Source organism: Flagellimonas myxillae (assembly GCF_023502235.1).
In the GTDB taxonomy this organism is placed as follows: Bacteria; Bacteroidota; Bacteroidia; order Flavobacteriales; family Flavobacteriaceae; genus Flagellimonas; species Flagellimonas myxillae.
The window spans coordinates 99,388-116,837 of the sequence record NZ_JAMFLY010000003.1 but is presented as its reverse complement, the minus strand read 5'-3'; the positions used below and the strand labels follow the sequence as shown (position 1 = coordinate 116,837).

Here is a 17,450-nt window from a genome sequence, read left to right as displayed (position 1 = left end):
CGTCACTCCTATAGATTGATAGAATCCCATAATTAATTCTAATACCTATCACACATGAAAAAATTAATATTGCCATTGGTCGCCCTACTACTTCTTAGTTTTAGTGCAGATACGACCAAATTATCCAAGGATGACCGAAAAATGGTTGTAGATCACCTTACCCAAACGCGTGATCAAATGGCCAAGGTTCTTAAGGGTCTGAGCGAGGAACAATTGAACTTTAAGCCGTGGGAAGATGCCTGGTCTATTGCGGAATGTGTTGAGCATTTGACCATTTCCGAAAATGCCTTTGGCGGATTGATCCAAAAAACGATTGCTGCCGGCCCTAATCCTGCTTTAAAAGATTCCATTAAAATGAACGATGAGCAGCTTATGGGGATAATTAAGGACCGCTCCAACCGGGTTAAAACATCTGAAGCTTTTGAACCTTCCGGCAAATTTGGTTCCCATGATGAAACCATTAAAGCGTTTATGGCCAAAAGGGACGAGCATATTGATTATATGAAAAGTACGGAGGATGATCTAAGAAATTTGTATAACAGTGACCTGCCCTTCGGAACCATCGACGGCGTACAGCTTATCATGTTCATGTCTGGCCATACGGAACGACATACAAACCAAATGAAGGAGGTGATGGCCCACAAGCTATTTCCCACTAATGTAGACTAAGGTTGGTTTAACAATTATTGGCAAACCCTTTCCAAATCGGAAGGGGTTTATTTTTTAATTTTGGTCTGATAAAAAATCACAAGAACATGAGACTAATTAAATCGCTGGTGTTGGTAGGAATAATGCTTTTTGCCTTCACCCTTACTGCCCAAAATAAAAAAGACCGCAAAATCATGAACGATGCCAAACGGGCCAAAAAAACCCTTTTGAAAGCGGATAGTGGACTGGAGCGGTTCTTTGATAAATCTGCCGGTTACGTTCTTTTTCCCAATGTGGGCAAAGGCGGTTTTATTATAGGAGGTGCCTCGGGCAATGGTGTGCTTTATGAAGGGGGAGAAGCAGCTGGGATGGCCGGGCTTAAAAAATTAAATGTAGGACTCCAAGCTGGGGGCCAGGCGATAATCGAAATCATCTTTTTTGAAACTGCTGTGGATTTGGAGCGCTTTAAGGAGGGTAAATTCCAATTTGCGGCCGAAACCAGTGCGGTGGCCCTAAAATCTGGGATTGCTTTTAATGCCAAATACAAGGATGGGGTGGCCGTGTTTGCCCTGCCCAAAGCAGGCTTAATGGCCGATGCCTCAGTAGGGGGGCAAAAATTTAGCTACAGGCCTTTTTAGCAAAATAGATAGTATTGAAAAAGGGGGGCGGTTTTTAACCGCCCCCCTTTTTATTTTCTCTAACTGATACTAGAATTGATAGCGTATCCCCAATCCCAGGTCAAAATCGAACCCGTCGCCATAGAAATCATCATCGGCCAAACCAAATTCCGGCCGAACATCGATCGACAGCAACAAGGGGATTTTAAAATTATATTCTATTCCAACATTTCCGGCCACTAAGGCAAAGGTGTTGGAGCCCCCATTGTCCACACTAACATTTCCCACACCGGGTCCCACACCTGCATACCAATGAAAAGAACGATCCAGGGGCATCACCCATTGGAAGAGTCCAACCAATTTAAAGGCATCGTAATTGTTCCCAGAACGGATTCCCAAATCAAATTCAAGTCGGGTACTGTTTAACAGTCCCAATTGATAGCTGATCTCGGCGCCGAGGGAGTCAAAACCATCATCGTCCCCTATTCGGATTCCCAAGGCGTGTTTGGAAATACGCTGAGCCTCCATTTGGGTAAAAGTTCCCACTACCAATGCTAAAAGCAATACAAGTTTTTTCATATGTCGTTTAATTAGTTACTATTAGAAAATACGAATTATTTGGGTCTTTGGATCAATTGTGGGTGCCGGGGGTGTAATCCGCCGGGGCATTTTGGGGCTGGTTGGTTGTCCCTGCATCTCCTGAATCGTTGTGAATAATCCACTCCCCAAAGGTGTAGGTTGGGTTGCCTTGGACCACTTCTGGATTGCGAAGGGCACGCCCGTCCTCAAATTCGTGATTGGTGCCGGTGCCATCTTCCCCAACCACCCCAAAGACATCTATGATGATCCCAAAGGGGTCCACCAATTCGAGAATGTCATCGCAATTGGAGTCTGGTGTGCTTTTGGCGTAAGCTCGTAAATCTATTGAGAAACGCAGAATCCATTAAATTTCTTTAAAATCATTCAGATAAAACAACAAAGAATTTGTAGAAATTGTGCATTTTTGAAAGAATATTCGCAATTTCCTCGCTAAAGTTCTAATGCCTAAAGCTTTTACTTGCATATCCTGTACTCAAAAACCTTGTAGGAATACTTCTCCGGGCACATTTGAGATTTGTGTGTACGGAGTTTCTTTTTTTAATAGAGATGGTACCGTTGAAACTAAGGAACCCAAAGTTCCACTTTCAACAATATCCAAAAACCTAAGGCATGAAATAAACCCAATTCTTCAAACTATAATTCAACAAGCAGTCAAACTTGATGAATCCCTTAGCACCAGAGAAATTGATTTAAAAAACCCCTTAAGCGTAATAATTGGGTCCACTGTTATTTTAGACAATTTCATTCAGATGATAACTGGTGTTCACGAGTTTCATTCTTCCCCAGCTCTAAAATCAAACAAAAGAATTGGCCTTAAATACCTAATTGAGCATTATTTTACACTTTATACAATTATTCAGGAAGAAGGTAGAGCAAAAAACTTATCCCTGGTAAACAACATTTCTGATAAGCATTACATCAACGAATGTTCTGATTTTGTGGAGTATATCCTAGCCATTTTTATCGATAATGCTTGGAAGTATTCCGAAGATAATTCCCGATTAAATGTTAACTTAAAAACAGTTGGTGAAAAAAAACCCAAATTGATTTTTACTAACGTATCCAAAACTATCCCTAGCAACATAAATATTTTTGAGTCAGGATCAAAAGTCAATAAAGATTCTAAAGGTTTTGGATATGGTCTTAGATGGGCTAAAGATCTTGAAGCGAATTACAATGCTCTTGTGAAAGGAAATGATGAATTCAAGATAAACCATGTTCAAGTCAAGAGCTCATCACCGGGGTTTTCATACCAACATTTCGAACTTGAAAACTTAAAAATTTTAAGTGATGAAAAATAAACTAATCAGTAGCCTTGGTAAAACTTTGATGAGATTGCAACCATTGAAAGTGGTGATTGTAGATGATGTAAAAACCTATTTTAATGAACAAATGCTTAATCTAGCAATGGCAAATGGCAACTTAAAGATTGAACGTTATTATAAATGTGATCAAAATCTGCTGAATAGTTTCGCTAATGTGGAACGAGACATTATCATTTTGGATATCAAAGGTACCATTGACAAAAATCTTGGAAATGACGGCTTTGACATTGCTAGGTATCTTGCAAATAATACTAACACTTTTATTGTAATAACTTCAGCGCATAAATACCATCTAAAGAATCAAAATAACTTTGGAGATTATGTATTGGAGGAGAGATTGTTGACACCAATTGATTTTGTTGAAGAATTAAATCATATTATTAATCTTTACTTAAAAAATAAAATTGGGTTTTATAAAAAAGGAATTTATAGAGTTGGTAAATACGTTTATAAAATTAGTACTTCAACGTAAGATTCCAATTTGGTTATCTTTTTCCTAAATTTCCAATATGACAATAAGATTACCAAAAGACGAGGACAAACATATATCCGGAACAGATGACATTGCTCGTATTATGCTCAAGATTCTATGGCGGCAGAACAAGATTCACAGAAAAAAAGAATATTTCTGGACGGTGGGTCTAAACACAGCCAACGACATAGATTATATTGAATTGGTTACTATAGGAACCAGCAACAGGAACATTGCCGAACCGGTTGACATTCTAAGTCTTCCTGTTTCCAAAAAATGTAAAAAAATTATTCTGTGCCATAACCATCCTTCAGGGAAATTGGAACCCAGTGAACAAGATATTCTGTTCACAGAACGCATCACGAAAGCTGCTGCGATTTTAGGAATAGAAGTTTTGGATCATCTAATTATTACGGAGAACAACTACGTCACCATTGACCTTTAAAACTGTTCTCGTTTAATGGAATAATAAAAAGTATCCCAAGTGTACCTATTCCGGAAAAACCTGTACCGGAGGGTATAGCGACCACTTTCCGGTGTATTTGTTTTTGATTAAGGAGGTGAAATAAATTTTAGGTCAATAGGGCTCCAGTCTAGCGCACCTATAGGTAATAAATGCTTGCCAATGGCATTTTTATTATAAATTTTTGAAGAACTCCATCGAAAACAAAGAAAACCCCTTACCATAAGGTAAAGGGTTTTCACAAGCACAAAAAAGAAAAGAAATTGATCTTGGCCAGTAGAAAGTTCTAGTTAGAACCTCCCACACCCGGAAAATCACTTAATCCCATTTTGCTGAATTTTTCCTTTTTTGACGCCTTCTCAATTCTGTGTTTTTCTTTTTTATATTCCATTTCATCCATGGCTTCCATCAATTTCACCGCTCCTTTTTTATCGAATTCAATTTTTCCATACTTCATCGCCCTTTCATTGGATGCCATGCCTGGATCTATTAGTGGAGTACCCTCAACTACAACATACTCTCTTCCATATAATATGGCCCACCAGCCCTTGCTATAAATTACGCCATCCAGGAGGGCAACACAACCCGGGGTAGTTTCAATCGCCTGATCCACTGCTTCCTTTATGGATACTGAACCCAAAGGAATTGTGATTACATAATGCACCATGTCCTCTCCTTTTACTCTGTTGCTCCCCTTTTTAAAAGAAGCCCCTTGCGACAGATCCACATTTTTGGTGGAGATGACCGTGAAATCCAATATTCTGTGTGAACAACTGGTACAGAATAAAGCTACTACTGCTAAAACTGTTAAATACTTAATATTTTTCATTTCTTTTTGTTTTGACCCTACTCTTAAGGCTTTTCGGATACGCCTCGTTTTTGATGGTTTCTGACTCCATTTAATGAATTCTTGGTTAACCATGTTCTTATGCAAAGGAAGGAGGGTGGGGCTGGAGGCACAATACCTCTTTTTAGGTATTCTTTAATTTTGAGCGGCTGAGGTCTCTTGGTATATCAATGAAAAACCGTTATATTTAAAGTACTGGATATCAGTATAATTAACACTGAATTGATGTCAATTGTAAGGCCTAGACTTAGGGAAATCTTGAACATTTACGACAATAACCCAAGATACTTGGCCAAGGATAAAATTGACGTAGATAAGGAAAAGTTAAATCAGTTAATTGCCAATATTTACTCGCCAGGACCATCTTTCCAGTTCATTTTCGAGTTTGGAACCCAAGGCTTTGCATACGTAAGCCCTTCATGCAAGAATCTTTTTGGTGTAGACCCCAAAACCTTTACCCTTTCCGAATACACCACGTTCATACACCCAAAGGATTTAGAATTGGTAACACAGCACGAACAGTTGGCCGTATTCTTTTTATATGATTTTATCCCTAGGGAGGAAATTCAAAACTATAAGGTTAGCTATCAATTGCGGGTAAAGGATGAAAACGACAACTACAAACTCTTTTTGCACCAAGCTATTTCCTTTGCACTGGACGATAATCACAAGATGTTGGCCTCGCTGGTAAACCATTCAGATATTAGCCATATTACAACCACAAACAACAACAAAGTTTCGTTTATAAATATTAGAGAAGGAAAGTCCTATTACAATATTTCCAGTAAAAATGAACTTGAAAAATACACGACAAGGGTTGACAAAATTAATCCAAGGGAAACAGAAATACTTGGACTAATCTCTGAAGGACTGACATCAAAAGAAATTGCCGATTATCTATACATTTCCGTAGAAACTGTCAAAACCCATCGTAGGAACATTTTGGCCAAAAACGATTTCAAAAACATTTCCCACGCCATTACCTTTTATTTAAAACAAGGTTTGCTTTAACCTTGAATCGAATACATCCAGTTAGCGGATGTATGTCGAATTACCCATTTTGGGGTATTGAATTCCTGTAGATCCAAACCTTTCTTTGCTTAAGATTTCAAAATCATCCTAGGTCGCATTTTGAGAAAACCCAATTGTTTAACTAAAATGAAAGAAATGAAATCGAAAGGTATTATTGGTAGGCTGGTTATTGTTTCATGTATCTTAACAATGCTCAGTTGTGCAAAAGAAGAAGAAGAATACTTTTACCAAAGTGGTAGTATTGACGGAAACTATATTGATTTAAAATCGGTAAGTATAAAAAGTGACTATGAGTCTTTGGATGATAGCTACGGCTATTCCATCAACGTTCAATCTAAATCGGGGAAATATGACTTTGATTTTATTTGTGTTGTGTATGAACCTACACATTGGAAGAATGGTGGCACTTATAAACTTTACGAGGTTGGACAGGACAACAGATGGCTTGGACATGCCATTTACACAACAAAAGTAGGCGACGAATACCGGGTAGAAAGCTTTGAGACCGGGTCGCTCACCGTCTGGGAAATTAATGAATCCATCAATTTCATTGATTTTAGCTTTAGGGGAATCTCAGAGGACGGGAATAGTATTACATTGTCCTATGATGGTTATTATAAGTAAGTAATGTAAGCTTTGGGATTGGTTCCAGTGATTGAAATTTCATTCGAGAGAAGAATTACATCACCCTATAGTCCAAAAATATAAGATTCCCGCTATGCGCTACCGCTAAAGCTTTGGCAGCATGCAGCCGCGGGAATCACTTTTTTTAGCTAAACCACTGCCCCCATGGAATGCGGCTTAGTATAAATAGCAACCCCAATCCGTAAAAGATGGTAATGCTCTTAAACTTGGCACTACTTGCTTCCTTTTTCTTGTGCTTGGACCAGCCAATAGTAATCAGGGCCACTGCCAGAATGTTGATAAAAGGGTGTTCCACAGCCAACAATCTAGCGGCAGAGTTAAGCCCTCCCATGCCCAAGGCTTGTATGGCCTTTAAGCCATTGGCGGACACAAAAAACAGGATTAACCCAATCAACAATTGAATGTGGGTCAAAATCAGGGCAAAAAGACTTACCCTCAGATCTTTATGCATGGTAAATTCCCTCTTCCCCAAAAGTCCTAGAAGGGCATTTACAAAGGCTAAAATTAAAATGGCCAAAACAATATAGGCCAAATACGAATGCAGGTTTTTTATAATTTCCATCGGTTTAGTTTGTGAAATCTAAAAGTACGGATTTTGCAAACAAAAAACCCCCCGCTTACAGCGGAGGGTTCTATTTGGATTTTATTTCTTCAAATTAGAAATCGTACCTCAAGGTAAGGTTCCAGGTTCTTCCCCATCCAAAGTATCCTCGGTTGGAGACATTTATCCCATCGTAGGTTTCGTCACCTGCCTCAACCATATTGGCCGTGGTCAATCTTGAAATGTACTCGGTATCAAATACGTTGTTCATGTTCGTACGAACCTTAAGCTGATTGGCCTTGTTGGCTCCTACAGGTATCGTGAACGTTAAACCGGCATCAACAATGCTGTAAGAAGGAAGCTCCAAGTTTTCCTTGATGGCCCCAACATCGGCATAAAGGTTATCGTAGTATCTGAAATCAGAATCAAAAGAGAACATTTCACAGAATCTAAGATTCATACCCAGACCACCGGAAAGTTGGGCAGCACCACCCACTTTACCTCCGTCAAAGTCGTTGTTCTCCGTGCTAATTACATTACGCTCTTCATCCGTTACCTGGGTAACAGCTTCTCCTTTGTACTGCCAATCTCCAATGGATGCAAAGGCATTGAAGGAAATCACATCATTTGGTCTTACTTTGGCATCAAGCTCAACACCTGTGTGCAATTGCTCTGTTCCAAAGTTGGTGGTGTACTCCACCACATCATTCACTACATCGGAGCTTGTTACCACCCTGTCTTTCCAAGATGTTCTATATAGGTTTACGTTGGCAGAGAAAACGTTGCTTCGGAAACCATATCCACCTTCCAATCCAAAGATTTTTTCGTTCTCTGTTAATGGATTTACCTGATTGGTAAAGTTTAGGTAGATGTTGTCGTGATAAGGCTGACGGTTGTAGTATCCTACGTTTGCATAGAAACTATGCTGCGTGGTAGGCTTGTAGCTAAACCCAGCTTTGGCGTTGAATCCGAAGTTGTTCACTTTTTCAGAATCAACTCCATCTGTAATTCCAGCAGGTAGTGGCTCATCTGTTCCTTGTGGGGATGTTCCATCAATCAACGCTTGATCTGCATACTGGAAAAGGTCAAATCTTTGGTGATACTGATTGGATAGAGAGCCTTGGAAGAAGGTGGAGAAAGTATCCGTTGCATATTCCAACTGGGAGAACAAACCTCCATAGGAGATTCTTTCCTCGTTGTTATAGGCAATCTTCTCGGTCTCGTCATAGCTATTGAACGCAGCAGCCCATCCAGATGGTCTGAAGCTTTCTGTAGCATTCACAAACTTATAAGTTCCAAATCCACCAAAGGTATCATGGTTGTTGTTCTGATCCCTTAGTCTAATGTTCTCTCTCCAAGAATTCAATCCGTGGAAATCGGCAACTACCCTAAAGTGCTTACCATAGTATGTTCTAAGATCAAATCCTACATTCCAAGTTAGGTTATCCGAAAGTTTCTTTTCTAGGTTTGAAATCAATCCGTACCAGCTGTGCAAGTTCATGGAAGCTCTTGTGATGTATGCATCGTCAGCTCCAAAGTACACACCAGCTCCGTTAGGCACCTGGGCATTTTGGGCATAAATAGCATCGTAATCTATTCTTCCCTCAGCAGTTCTGATCCTGTTTCCACGGTTACCGGTTCCCCCACCGTTACCCCAAGAGGCATATAGTACGGTAGACAAGCTGGTAGTGGAATTGATGCTCCAGTCCCAGTTAAGGTTAGATACTGGTTTGTGGTAGAAGTTTCTCCTTTCGGTCATGTACTCCCCATTGTAGGTTCCCCAGTTGTTGTTATAGTTCATCCCATATTCCAAGTAATCGGCAATAGGTTTGGTGAAGTTTTGATCGTGGAACTGGGGTGCACCTGTGATCAAGAAGTTAAAGTTATGGTTGTCGTTTGGTCTAAATCCGATGGATAGGAAATAGGTTTGACCCTCTCCGTAGTTTCCTTCGTTAAAACCATCTCCTTGCCAGTGCGAGAACATGGCACTTAAACCCCATCCTTTTTCAGAGATTCCTGTGTTGTACCCAGCAGAAGTTTTTAGGTAGTTGTTGTTGGCCACCGTAGTGTATCCAAAACCACCTTCGTTCATTTCGGTTGCTTTGGTCACAAAGTTTACGGTACCTCCTACAGAGGAAATCGCAAGCTTGGATGATCCAAGACCTCTTTGAATCTGTACTCCAGAGGCAATGTCGTTAAGACCAGACCAGTTTGACCAATACATCAAACCGTCTTCCATACCGTTTATAGGCTGACCATTTAAAAGGAAAGCTGTATTGTCTTGATCAAAGCCCCTAACCCTCATATTGGTATCACCAAAACCACCGGCTTGTCCAGAAACGTATACCGATGGAGTGTTTACCAAGGTCATGGTCACATCCTGTGTTCCAATTTTCTCCTGAATCACCTTGATCGGCACCGAAGAAACCGCAATTGGGGTTTGTCTGTCGCTTGCCAAGTCAATAATTCCTGTACCAACAACCACAACGCCTTCTAGTTCTTCCGCATCCGGAAGTAGGGAAATTGTTCCAACTCCGCCCGCAGCGCTAAAGGAAACGGTTTTGGATATAAATCCAATATAAGAAATCACCAAAGTCCCTGAACTATCAGAAACTTCCAACGTAAAATTCCCATCAAAATCTGTTGATGTTCCATTGTCTGTGCCCTGAAGCACTACACTGGCCCCGGGAAGTCCACTTCCCAATTCGCCATCCACCACCTTTCCGGTAATAGTAACTTGTGAAAATGCCATTGCCGAAGCGAACATTGCCACAATTGCCAAGTAAATTGTTTTCATTTTCGAGTGTTTAAATAGTTTAAATAGCCATGCAAATGTGCTGCATTTTCTAATCTTCCCCTTTAAGGGAAAGTTAAAAATCAGGCTAAAATATTAATATAAAATTAACATTTAAAATGAGTTGACAAAGAAGTACTTAGCTTTTTTCCCGAAGAATGCTAACCTTCTAATTTACTTCTTAAAATGCTGCAAAAGGTGAAGTGTTGAGCTATCGTGATCGCTAATTGTGGAATTTTCAATATCACCCAAAATATTTTTGGCCAATTGTTTCCCTAATTCCACGCCCCACTGGTCATAACTGAATATGTTCCATACAATTCCCTGCACAAAAATCTTGTGCTCATATAACGCAATCAATGCGCCAAGGCTTTTGGGGGTCAATTTTTGGATGAAGATGGTATTTGTGGGTTTATTTCCTTCGAACACCTTAAATGGCAATAAGGATTCGAGTTGTTCATCGGAGAGGTTTTGACCCTCCAACTCCTTTCGTACCTCATTTTCGGTTTTCCCGTTCATCAAGGCCTCCGTCTGGGCAATGAAATTGGCCATTAGCTTATTGTGATGGTCCCCATCGCCATGAAGGGATTCCTTGAATCCAATAAAATCTGCTGGAATCAACTTGGTTCCTTGATGTATGAGCTGAAAAAAGGCATGTTGGGAATTGGTCCCAGGTTCTCCCCAGATGATGGTTCCGGTTTCATAGCCTGCCCTTTGCCCGGAACGATCCATACTTTTCCCATTACTTTCCATGATTCCCTGTTGTAGGTAGGCAGAAAATCGGCTTAAATATTGGGTATAAGGAATTATGGCTTCCGTTTCAGCACCATAAAAATTATTGTACCATACGCTCAGCATGGCCAAAACTACTGGAATGTTGTCCTGAAAAGGAGTTTCCTTAAAATGCGTGTCCATTTGGTTGGCACCGGACAACAAATCCTCAAAATTGTCGTAACCGACCGCCAAAGCAATGGAAAGTCCTACCGCGCTCCAGAGGGAAAATCTGCCCCCTACCCAATCCCACATGGGGAAAACGTTCTCATGGGAAATGCCAAATTCATCGATTTTTTGGGCATTGGTGGATACAGCTGCAAAGTGAAGTGCAATATCTTGCTCGGATGCATGCTCCAAGAACCATTTTTTAATGGTAAGGGCATTACTTAAGGTCTCTTGGGTTGTGAAAGTCTTGGAAACCACCACAAACAAGGTGGTCTCAGGATTTAAGTTTTTTAGGACTTCATGGACATGATCTCCGTCCACGTTGCTCACAAAATGGGTGTTAAGATGGTTCTTATAGAACTTCAAGGCCTCGGTTACCATGGCAGGACCCAAATCTGAACCCCCTATCCCTATGTTGACGACATCGGTAAACGCTTTCTCCGTAAAGCCTTTCTTTTCACCAGAAATGACCGCTTCTGAAAACGTCTTGATCTTGCCACGAACTTCGTAAACCTCTGGAACAACATTGACCCCATCAACCAAAGCCACATCCTCTTTTTGTGCCCTAAGTGCTGTATGCAGTACGGCCCTACCTTCTGTCTGGTTGATTAAATCCCCAGCAAAATAACCGTTGATGGCATCTTGGAGTCCAACTTCTTGGGCCAATTCCAATAGCAGGTCCATAGTTTCCCCGGTAATCCGATTTTTGGAATAATCCACCAAAAAATCATTCCACTGCAGGGTAAACTTCGGACCACGCCCAGCATCTTCCTTAAAGAGTTTCCGGAGATGTTGGTTTTTGGTTTCGGTAAAGTGTTTTTGAAGTTTATTCCAAGCTTGGGTAGTAGTAGGGTTTATCTGGGGTAATGCCATTTTATGGGTTAAGGGTTAGTTGGTTTTCGTCTAGTTCCACCGGTTCAATTTCAGGTTCTTCTTGGGGCAGCACATATTCGATACAGTCCAGTTGGATTTTCAATGGGTCAACATAGGTTAAATATTCGGTACGCAACGAATCGGCGATAGGTTCAGCAGCCGGCAATTTTTCGCGCAAGGGATCTACCTGTCTGCCATTTTTCCAAAATCTGTAACAAACATGGGGACCTCCTGTATTCCCAGTCATTCCAACCCATCCTATCACATCACCTTGTCGCACAAATTCCCCTCTTTTCACCTTTTGTTTCTTCATGTGAAGGTATTGGGTGCTATAGGTGCCATTGTGCCTGATCTTTACATATCTACCATTCCCTCCTCGTCGCGTGGATTCCGTAACAGTTCCATCCGCCGTGGCAATGATGGGGGTGCCGATAGGTGCGGCATAATCCGTTCCCTTATGTGGCCTTACCTTGTACCCGCAATAGGCTATTCTGCGCTTAAGGTTATATCGGGATGATAGTCGGTACCCAAATTTAATTGGCGCCCGTAAAAAGGTGCTCCGCAGATTGTTCGCATCCTGGTCGTAGTAATCCAAAATGTTCTTAAGGGAATCGGTAACATAGGGAAACGCATAGATAGGAGTGCCCTTATGTTCAAAAAGGGCCGCTTTAATCGCTCCTCTTCCTGCGTAAACCGAATCATTAATAAAATGTTCATCGTAGATAACCTTGAACTTATCCCCCTTCTCCAAACGGAAGAAATCGATGGTCCAAGCATAGATTTCGGACAGGTCTATGGTTACATTATAATCAACACCCAGATTGTCCAAAGTTTCAGAGAGATTGTTCTCTATAACTCCTCCAACTTCACGTTCCACGGATTTGATCTTTCTTCTTCCTTTGTAGGCATTGGCCGTGCTGTCCCTAAAATCAAAAACCGTATAGTTGATCTTATCATTTTGATAAATAAAGACCTGGGCCGCTTCAGCAGTATCCTTGGATTTTAAAAGCACATAGGGTTTTCTATCTATCCGCCGAATGTCAAAAGTATCTTTAAATTCTTCAGCGATATGGATGATCTTGGGATAGTCCACTTTGTTTTTAAGCATAAGCTCTCCGAAGGTCTGCCCCTTTTGAATAGTGTCAAATACCACGTTGAACTCGTCCAAATTGAAACCAAATCTTTTTACAATTGGCTTTTGAATTGGTTCTGCTGGTTCCAGTTGCTGTACCAATTCTTGTTTCTCCTTACAAGATATCAGTACCATCAATGCGAAAATTGCCCCTAAAAATTTCTGCATTTCTATCTTTTATTAGCTGGGTTAAAAATGTGGTCCACCCACTGTTTTCCCCAAGTCTCCAGTTCATTTTCCGAGTACAAAGTTGGGAAAAATATTATTTTCTGAAAACTGGGAGGTAAAAAGTCCTTCCAATTGGTGCCTCCTGTGGCATCCACTTCCTTGTTTTCCTTAGCCAAATACCGGTATGCGGACCCCATGTGCATCAATGGCCAGTTTACATTTGCATTGATGTCCATCTCCTTCAGCGACTTGATCAGTGCTTCATTTTTTCGATGTTCTTCTGGCAGTTGAAGGTATTTGTGATAGATGGTACTGTTTTTTACCTGGTTGGATATCCGCAGCAGGCGTGGTGTATACCTGAATTCAAATTGCTTGAGGGTCAGGGTCTTCTCCCCAGTACTTAAATCCGTTGCACCCTTTTTCCAATAAATGTGTTCAAACAGCTCTTCGATACCGTCTTCTTCTGAATAAGTCCCCCGTTCGGTATGATGCACCAAATTTTCCAAGGGTGTGGCATAGATCTCGATCATTCGGTACTGGGCCGATTGGAAGCCACTCGCAGGAAGCAATGCCATTCGGTAACGTAGAAATTGCTCGCGTTCCATACCTTTGATCATAATGCCAAAAGAAGAAATCAGTGCCTTAAAATAGCTGTTTATCCTATTTGCCTTTTCAATGAAATACTGGACATCCTGTGATCGGTTCTCCACGATCTGTTTCTGCTCATGCAAAATGAGCTTAAAGTACAGCTCGGTTATCTGGTGGTACATTATAAAAATCTCCTCATCGGGAAAATGGGTGCGGGGCACCTGAATGCTCAATAAGGTATCCAAATGGATGTAGTCCCAGTAGGTAAGGTATTTTTGGTATAGGAGCCCGTCCAGGTACGAACTTAAGTCTTGTCCGGAGTTTTTGTACTTCTCTTCAAGCTTATTGATTTGGGACTCAATTCGCTCATCATTCCTCATTAACTGCTATCTCATTATAATTTTAAACTGGTTTCGCAATCCATTGTAACCGTCCAAATCCGCTTTTAGGGAACCTACGGCCAAATCTGCCTTGATGCGCACCGGAATTTTGTTAAGATCATTGGAAACCCAAAGGGTAAGGCTCTCTTTTTCCTTAAAAACACGGCCAGATTGTACAACGGGCCTAAATTTAAGACATTCTACCTTGCCAAACTTTGTACGAATCACTTCTTTTCCCAAATACTTTAGTTTGAACTTATATATCCCTTCATCATCAAAAAGCATGTCCAAATCAATCGATTTTCCAACCTCAAACTCATCCAGGCCATATCTATCCCTTAAATAGTACGAAGCAGAAAGTAGGTCTTGGACATCGGTATGCACCGGAATATCCATGATTTCCCCACTTTTGTTGTCCTTTAATATGGCTTTATCCTGGTCGTATTTAAAGTCGATTTCCACATCCCTGGTATAACCACCTTCGCTGATCTTTCGTATAAAACGGTATGGTTTGCCATCTTTTTTCCCGAAATAACTTTCATACCTATCATCAACCTTAAAGAAAAGGCTTGCAAATCCTGTGGTCTTGCCCAATCCCACCACATGGTAAACGGGTACTTCATCTATTTTATCTGAAGTCAGATGCAGCGTTGCATAGCTCGCATTTAAAATGCCATAATGGATTCGAAACTTTAACCATTCCCCGCTTTTGAAGGCGGGTAATTGGCTTTGTGCCGCAACGGGCATTGTAAGCAGTAGGGCTATAAGGGCAATAAACTTTTTCATGACAAATTTGTTGGTATAAAATTACTAAAATCGCATCTTAAATAAGTTCTTCTCTTATTACTAAACAAAACTTGTTCCAAAATAGTATGTACAAAAAAAGCCCAGTGTAAAAACTGGGCTTTTCCTAAATAACCAACCAAACTTTAAATTATGAAAAACCAATACTTAAAGTTATAAGGGAACCACCCCTTATGTGAAGCAAAGATAAGCTAAGGTTTTAAAGGAAAATAAGTTTTTAACGGACTTTAACTAACTTTCTTTCAATTTGCCCTCCAAGTCCCTATTTTTGACAGTATTTTAAGAGGTTTTGCACCATATTTGGCCCAATTCGCAGGTTAGAACCAATATCCCACACTAAAAAAGAAATTACCTTCCGAAATCTCTGGGCTCCAAGAATAATAGATTTGAATAGGTCCCAAGAACGACTCAAATCCATAACCCAGTCCATAGCCCGAATAAGTGGGCTCGGAAAACCAATCCCCAGTTCTAAATAGATCATCGGCCACATTGGCAAAATTGGCCGTGAGCAACAAATGGTTCTTTGGGGCAAATTCATAATCCAAACGTCCATAAGCTTTAACAAAACTATTCCCAGGCAGGCTAATAAAATCGTATCCCATGAACGGGACAAAATTGTTTACAAAGTCGTTTCCAAACCCTCCAAGAATAAAGTCAAAGGAGGTAACCCCTGAAGTCCCCAACTTAACCCCTCCCTCGGATTCCAAATTCAGGTTCATATTTGGAAATAGGGAAAAGGCTGTACCTATTCTGGCTTTTCCAACAGCAAATTCCCTGAAATTCTCATTAAAATCGGATGATAGCAGATATAGGTGGAAATCACTATCAAAGAATACGCCTTTAGTGGGAAAATATTTGTCATCGTATGTATCCAAAGTTATTTTCCCATAGGTGCTAAAGTAACTCGAGTCGTCAAAAAAAGTGCGCTCCGCGGGTTCGGGCAAAAAAGCCTCGGCCGATTCGTTGGACAGTTGGTTGAGTGTTCTGGTGCTGTACCGTAATAGTTTGTGCTCCACCCCCAAGGTAAACGCAAATTCTTCCCGCAACACGGTCTGTAGGTAAATCTGGTTGGTGAGATCCGTAACATCCAGATTGATTTCCCTAATGTTAGGGTCGTCGGGGACATCAAAGTTGGTACGGATCAGTTCAAAAGGAATTTCCTCGTTAAAATCCGTAAAATTTGAGTTGATCCCAAAACTCCAATAATAACCCTTATCAATATAATATTGCATGTTATATCGAATGTTGTCGCCGACAATAAAATCGAATGAAGCCACATCGTCTTTGAGCAAAAAGTTCTTTTTAGTGAGGTTGATCAAGGCAGAACTTTTGTAGAGATCATCGTAGTGGGCCGACATCTTGATGAACATCTTTGTCGGATTCTCCTTGAGTTTCAATATCAAATCTGTGCCCAAGCCATTGGAAACCAACTCGTACCTGATGGCCTTAAAGTTTCCGGTTGCCGATAAATTATTAATTCCCTGTTTTAGTTTTTCAAAAGACACCTTTTCTGCAAGATTTAATCTTAGCTTTCCTTTGATATAGCCCCGGGTATACCGGTCATTTCCTTTTAAAATAAGCCTATTGATTGTGAGGCTGTCCCTGATCTTGATCTTATTTCTGATGACGGGTTTGGAATCTTGTTTTTTTGCGATTTCTGAAAGTTCCTTTAATAGCGGGTAGGTAGCCTCTTCCCCACTTTCCATAATTTCCAGGCTGCGGTCAAAATCAATCACGGAAAAATCATCAATATCGGGTCTAATATAAATGTCCGTTTGCTGCGCTTTCTTTTTCATGTCCTTCACCGTCCTATAATTGTTGATCTGCAACAATATCTCCGTAGCGGATTCCAAGGACTCCCGGGTCGCCAATCCGTGCTGCACATCAACACCAATTATAATATCAGCTCCCATGGCCCGTATTTCATCAATAGGATAATTGTTTACTACCCCCCCGTCTATAAGAATCTCACCTTCAATTTCCGAGGGCTCAAACAACGATGGAAAAGTACCGCTGGCCATGATGGCTTCCGGCAAATAACCCCTGTTCAACAATACCTCTTCGCCAGTTTCCACATTGGTGGCTACACATAAAAATGGAATGGGCAATCTGTTAAAATCATGAACATCCTTAACATGGAACAGCAGCCGCACCAATTCGTTGTAAATATTCTGCCCTCCGGAGATGGCTTGCGGAAAGGATACATTGAAATTGGTAAAGGGTAAGGCGAGGGCATAGCGTTCGGAGTCCTCCTTTTCGTAAAAAGTCTTGGCCCCCCTGGGAACGTTGTCTTGGATAAGCTCGGTAAAATTGGTGACCCTAAAAATGGAATCCAACGCTTTGGCCGAATACCCCGAAGCGTACAAGGCCCCAACAATGGCTCCCATACTGGTACCCCCTATGTAGTCGATTTTTATCCCAGCTTCGTCAATAACCTTCAGTGCCCCTATATGGGCCAACCCTTTGGCACCCCCACCACTAAGCACCAATCCCACCTTGGGAGGATCCTGATTTGGAGTCTGGGACATTCCAAGGATACCCATAAACATAAAAACAAGTACGATTTGTGGTGTTATCCTCAT

17 protein-coding genes and 1 pseudogene are annotated in these 17,450 nt (G+C 41.0%); 8 read left to right on the top strand and 10 right to left on the bottom strand.

All coding sequences use genetic code 11. The annotated features are described in order from the left end of the window. Positions 1-54 precede the first annotated feature (54 nt). Both M3P07_RS13220 and M3P07_RS13215 read left to right on the top strand, forming a co-directional pair. Positions 55-669: a DinB family protein gene (locus M3P07_RS13220; RefSeq protein WP_249970402.1), complete on the top strand. Its 615-nt coding sequence runs from the start codon at positions 55-57 to the stop codon at positions 667-669. Between the two features lie 86 nt (positions 670-755). Then, positions 756-1,286 (top strand): lipid-binding SYLF domain-containing protein, encoded by a 531-nt coding sequence (locus M3P07_RS13215; protein WP_249970401.1) that lies wholly within the window; start codon positions 756-758, stop codon positions 1,284-1,286. 69 nt (positions 1,287-1,355) lie between these two features. Here M3P07_RS13215 and M3P07_RS13210 read toward each other — a convergent pair whose 3' ends face one another. Together M3P07_RS13210 and M3P07_RS13205 are read right to left on the bottom strand one after the other, a co-directional pair. Next, complete coding sequence (locus M3P07_RS13210; protein ID WP_249970400.1) at positions 1,356-1,844, bottom strand: hypothetical protein; 489 nt, start codon at positions 1,842-1,844, stop codon at positions 1,356-1,358. A gap of 52 nt (positions 1,845-1,896) precedes the next feature. Further along, a complete protein-coding gene (locus tag M3P07_RS13205) occupies positions 1,897-2,127 on the bottom strand; it encodes a hypothetical protein (RefSeq protein ID WP_249970399.1) in 231 nt (76 codons plus the stop codon). A gap of 256 nt (positions 2,128-2,383) precedes the next feature. Here M3P07_RS13205 and M3P07_RS13200 point away from each other — a divergent pair, with 256 nt between their 5' ends. The 4 genes and pseudogenes from M3P07_RS13200 to M3P07_RS17800 all read left to right on the top strand — a co-directional run. Continuing rightward, positions 2,384-3,166, top strand: a complete 783-nt coding sequence (locus M3P07_RS13200) for a histidine kinase (protein WP_249970398.1) — start codon at positions 2,384-2,386, stop codon at positions 3,164-3,166. After that, the gene (locus M3P07_RS13195; RefSeq protein WP_249970397.1) at positions 3,156-3,662 is read left to right on the top strand and encodes a hypothetical protein; all 507 of its coding nucleotides are present in this window, start codon (positions 3,156-3,158) and stop codon (positions 3,660-3,662) included. The genes M3P07_RS13200 and M3P07_RS13195 overlap by 11 nt, the downstream gene beginning before the upstream one ends. 37 nt (positions 3,663-3,699) lie before the next feature. Then, the gene (locus M3P07_RS13190; RefSeq protein ID WP_249970396.1) at positions 3,700-4,107 is read left to right on the top strand and encodes a JAB domain-containing protein; all 408 of its coding nucleotides are present in this window, start codon (positions 3,700-3,702) and stop codon (positions 4,105-4,107) included. 37 nt (positions 4,108-4,144) lie between these two features. Continuing rightward, positions 4,145-4,231: pseudogene (locus M3P07_RS17800) on the top strand (hypothetical protein); the annotation flags it as partial. Positions 4,232-4,411: 180 nt separating this feature from the next. Here M3P07_RS17800 and M3P07_RS13185 read toward each other — a convergent pair. After that, positions 4,412-4,954: a hypothetical protein gene (locus M3P07_RS13185; protein ID WP_249970395.1), complete on the bottom strand. Its 543-nt coding sequence runs from the start codon at positions 4,952-4,954 to the stop codon at positions 4,412-4,414. A 243-nt stretch (positions 4,955-5,197) separates the two neighbouring features. Here M3P07_RS13185 and M3P07_RS13180 point away from each other — a divergent pair, with 243 nt between their 5' ends. Together M3P07_RS13180 and M3P07_RS13175 are read left to right on the top strand one after the other, a co-directional pair. After that, positions 5,198-5,983 carry a response regulator transcription factor gene (locus M3P07_RS13180; protein ID WP_249970394.1) on the top strand — a complete coding sequence of 262 codons (786 nt, stop codon included), beginning with the start codon at positions 5,198-5,200 and terminating at the stop codon, positions 5,981-5,983. A 156-nt stretch (positions 5,984-6,139) separates the two neighbouring features. After that, positions 6,140-6,628 carry a hypothetical protein gene (locus M3P07_RS13175; RefSeq protein WP_249970393.1) on the top strand — a complete coding sequence of 163 codons (489 nt, stop codon included), beginning with the start codon at positions 6,140-6,142 and terminating at the stop codon, positions 6,626-6,628. Between the two features lie 145 nt (positions 6,629-6,773). Here the strand turns inward: M3P07_RS13175 and M3P07_RS13170 are convergent, their stop codons facing one another. The 7 genes from M3P07_RS13170 to M3P07_RS13140 form a co-directional block, all read right to left on the bottom strand. Then, complete coding sequence (locus tag M3P07_RS13170) at positions 6,774-7,211, bottom strand: hypothetical protein (protein WP_249970392.1); 438 nt, start codon at positions 7,209-7,211, stop codon at positions 6,774-6,776. Between the two features lie 94 nt (positions 7,212-7,305). After that, positions 7,306-9,987, bottom strand: coding sequence for a TonB-dependent receptor (locus M3P07_RS13165; protein WP_249970391.1), 2,682 nt, complete (start codon positions 9,985-9,987; stop codon positions 7,306-7,308). A gap of 171 nt (positions 9,988-10,158) precedes the next feature. Further along, complete coding sequence (gene pgi / locus M3P07_RS13160; RefSeq protein WP_249970390.1) at positions 10,159-11,796, bottom strand: glucose-6-phosphate isomerase; 1,638 nt, start codon at positions 11,794-11,796, stop codon at positions 10,159-10,161. A 1-nt stretch (position 11,797) separates the two neighbouring features. After that, complete coding sequence (locus tag M3P07_RS13155; RefSeq protein ID WP_249970389.1) at positions 11,798-13,096, bottom strand: M23 family metallopeptidase; 1,299 nt, start codon at positions 13,094-13,096, stop codon at positions 11,798-11,800. Between the two features lie 2 nt (positions 13,097-13,098). Next, the gene (locus tag M3P07_RS13150) at positions 13,099-14,064 is read right to left on the bottom strand and encodes a tryptophan 2,3-dioxygenase family protein (protein WP_249970388.1); all 966 of its coding nucleotides are present in this window, start codon (positions 14,062-14,064) and stop codon (positions 13,099-13,101) included. 6 nt (positions 14,065-14,070) lie between these two features. After that, entirely contained in the window at positions 14,071-14,850 is a 780-nt protein-coding gene (locus tag M3P07_RS13145; protein WP_249970387.1) for a DUF3108 domain-containing protein, read from the bottom strand. Between the two features lie 335 nt (positions 14,851-15,185). Beyond that, complete coding sequence (locus tag M3P07_RS13140; protein WP_249970386.1) at positions 15,186-17,450, bottom strand: patatin-like phospholipase family protein; 2,265 nt, start codon at positions 17,448-17,450, stop codon at positions 15,186-15,188.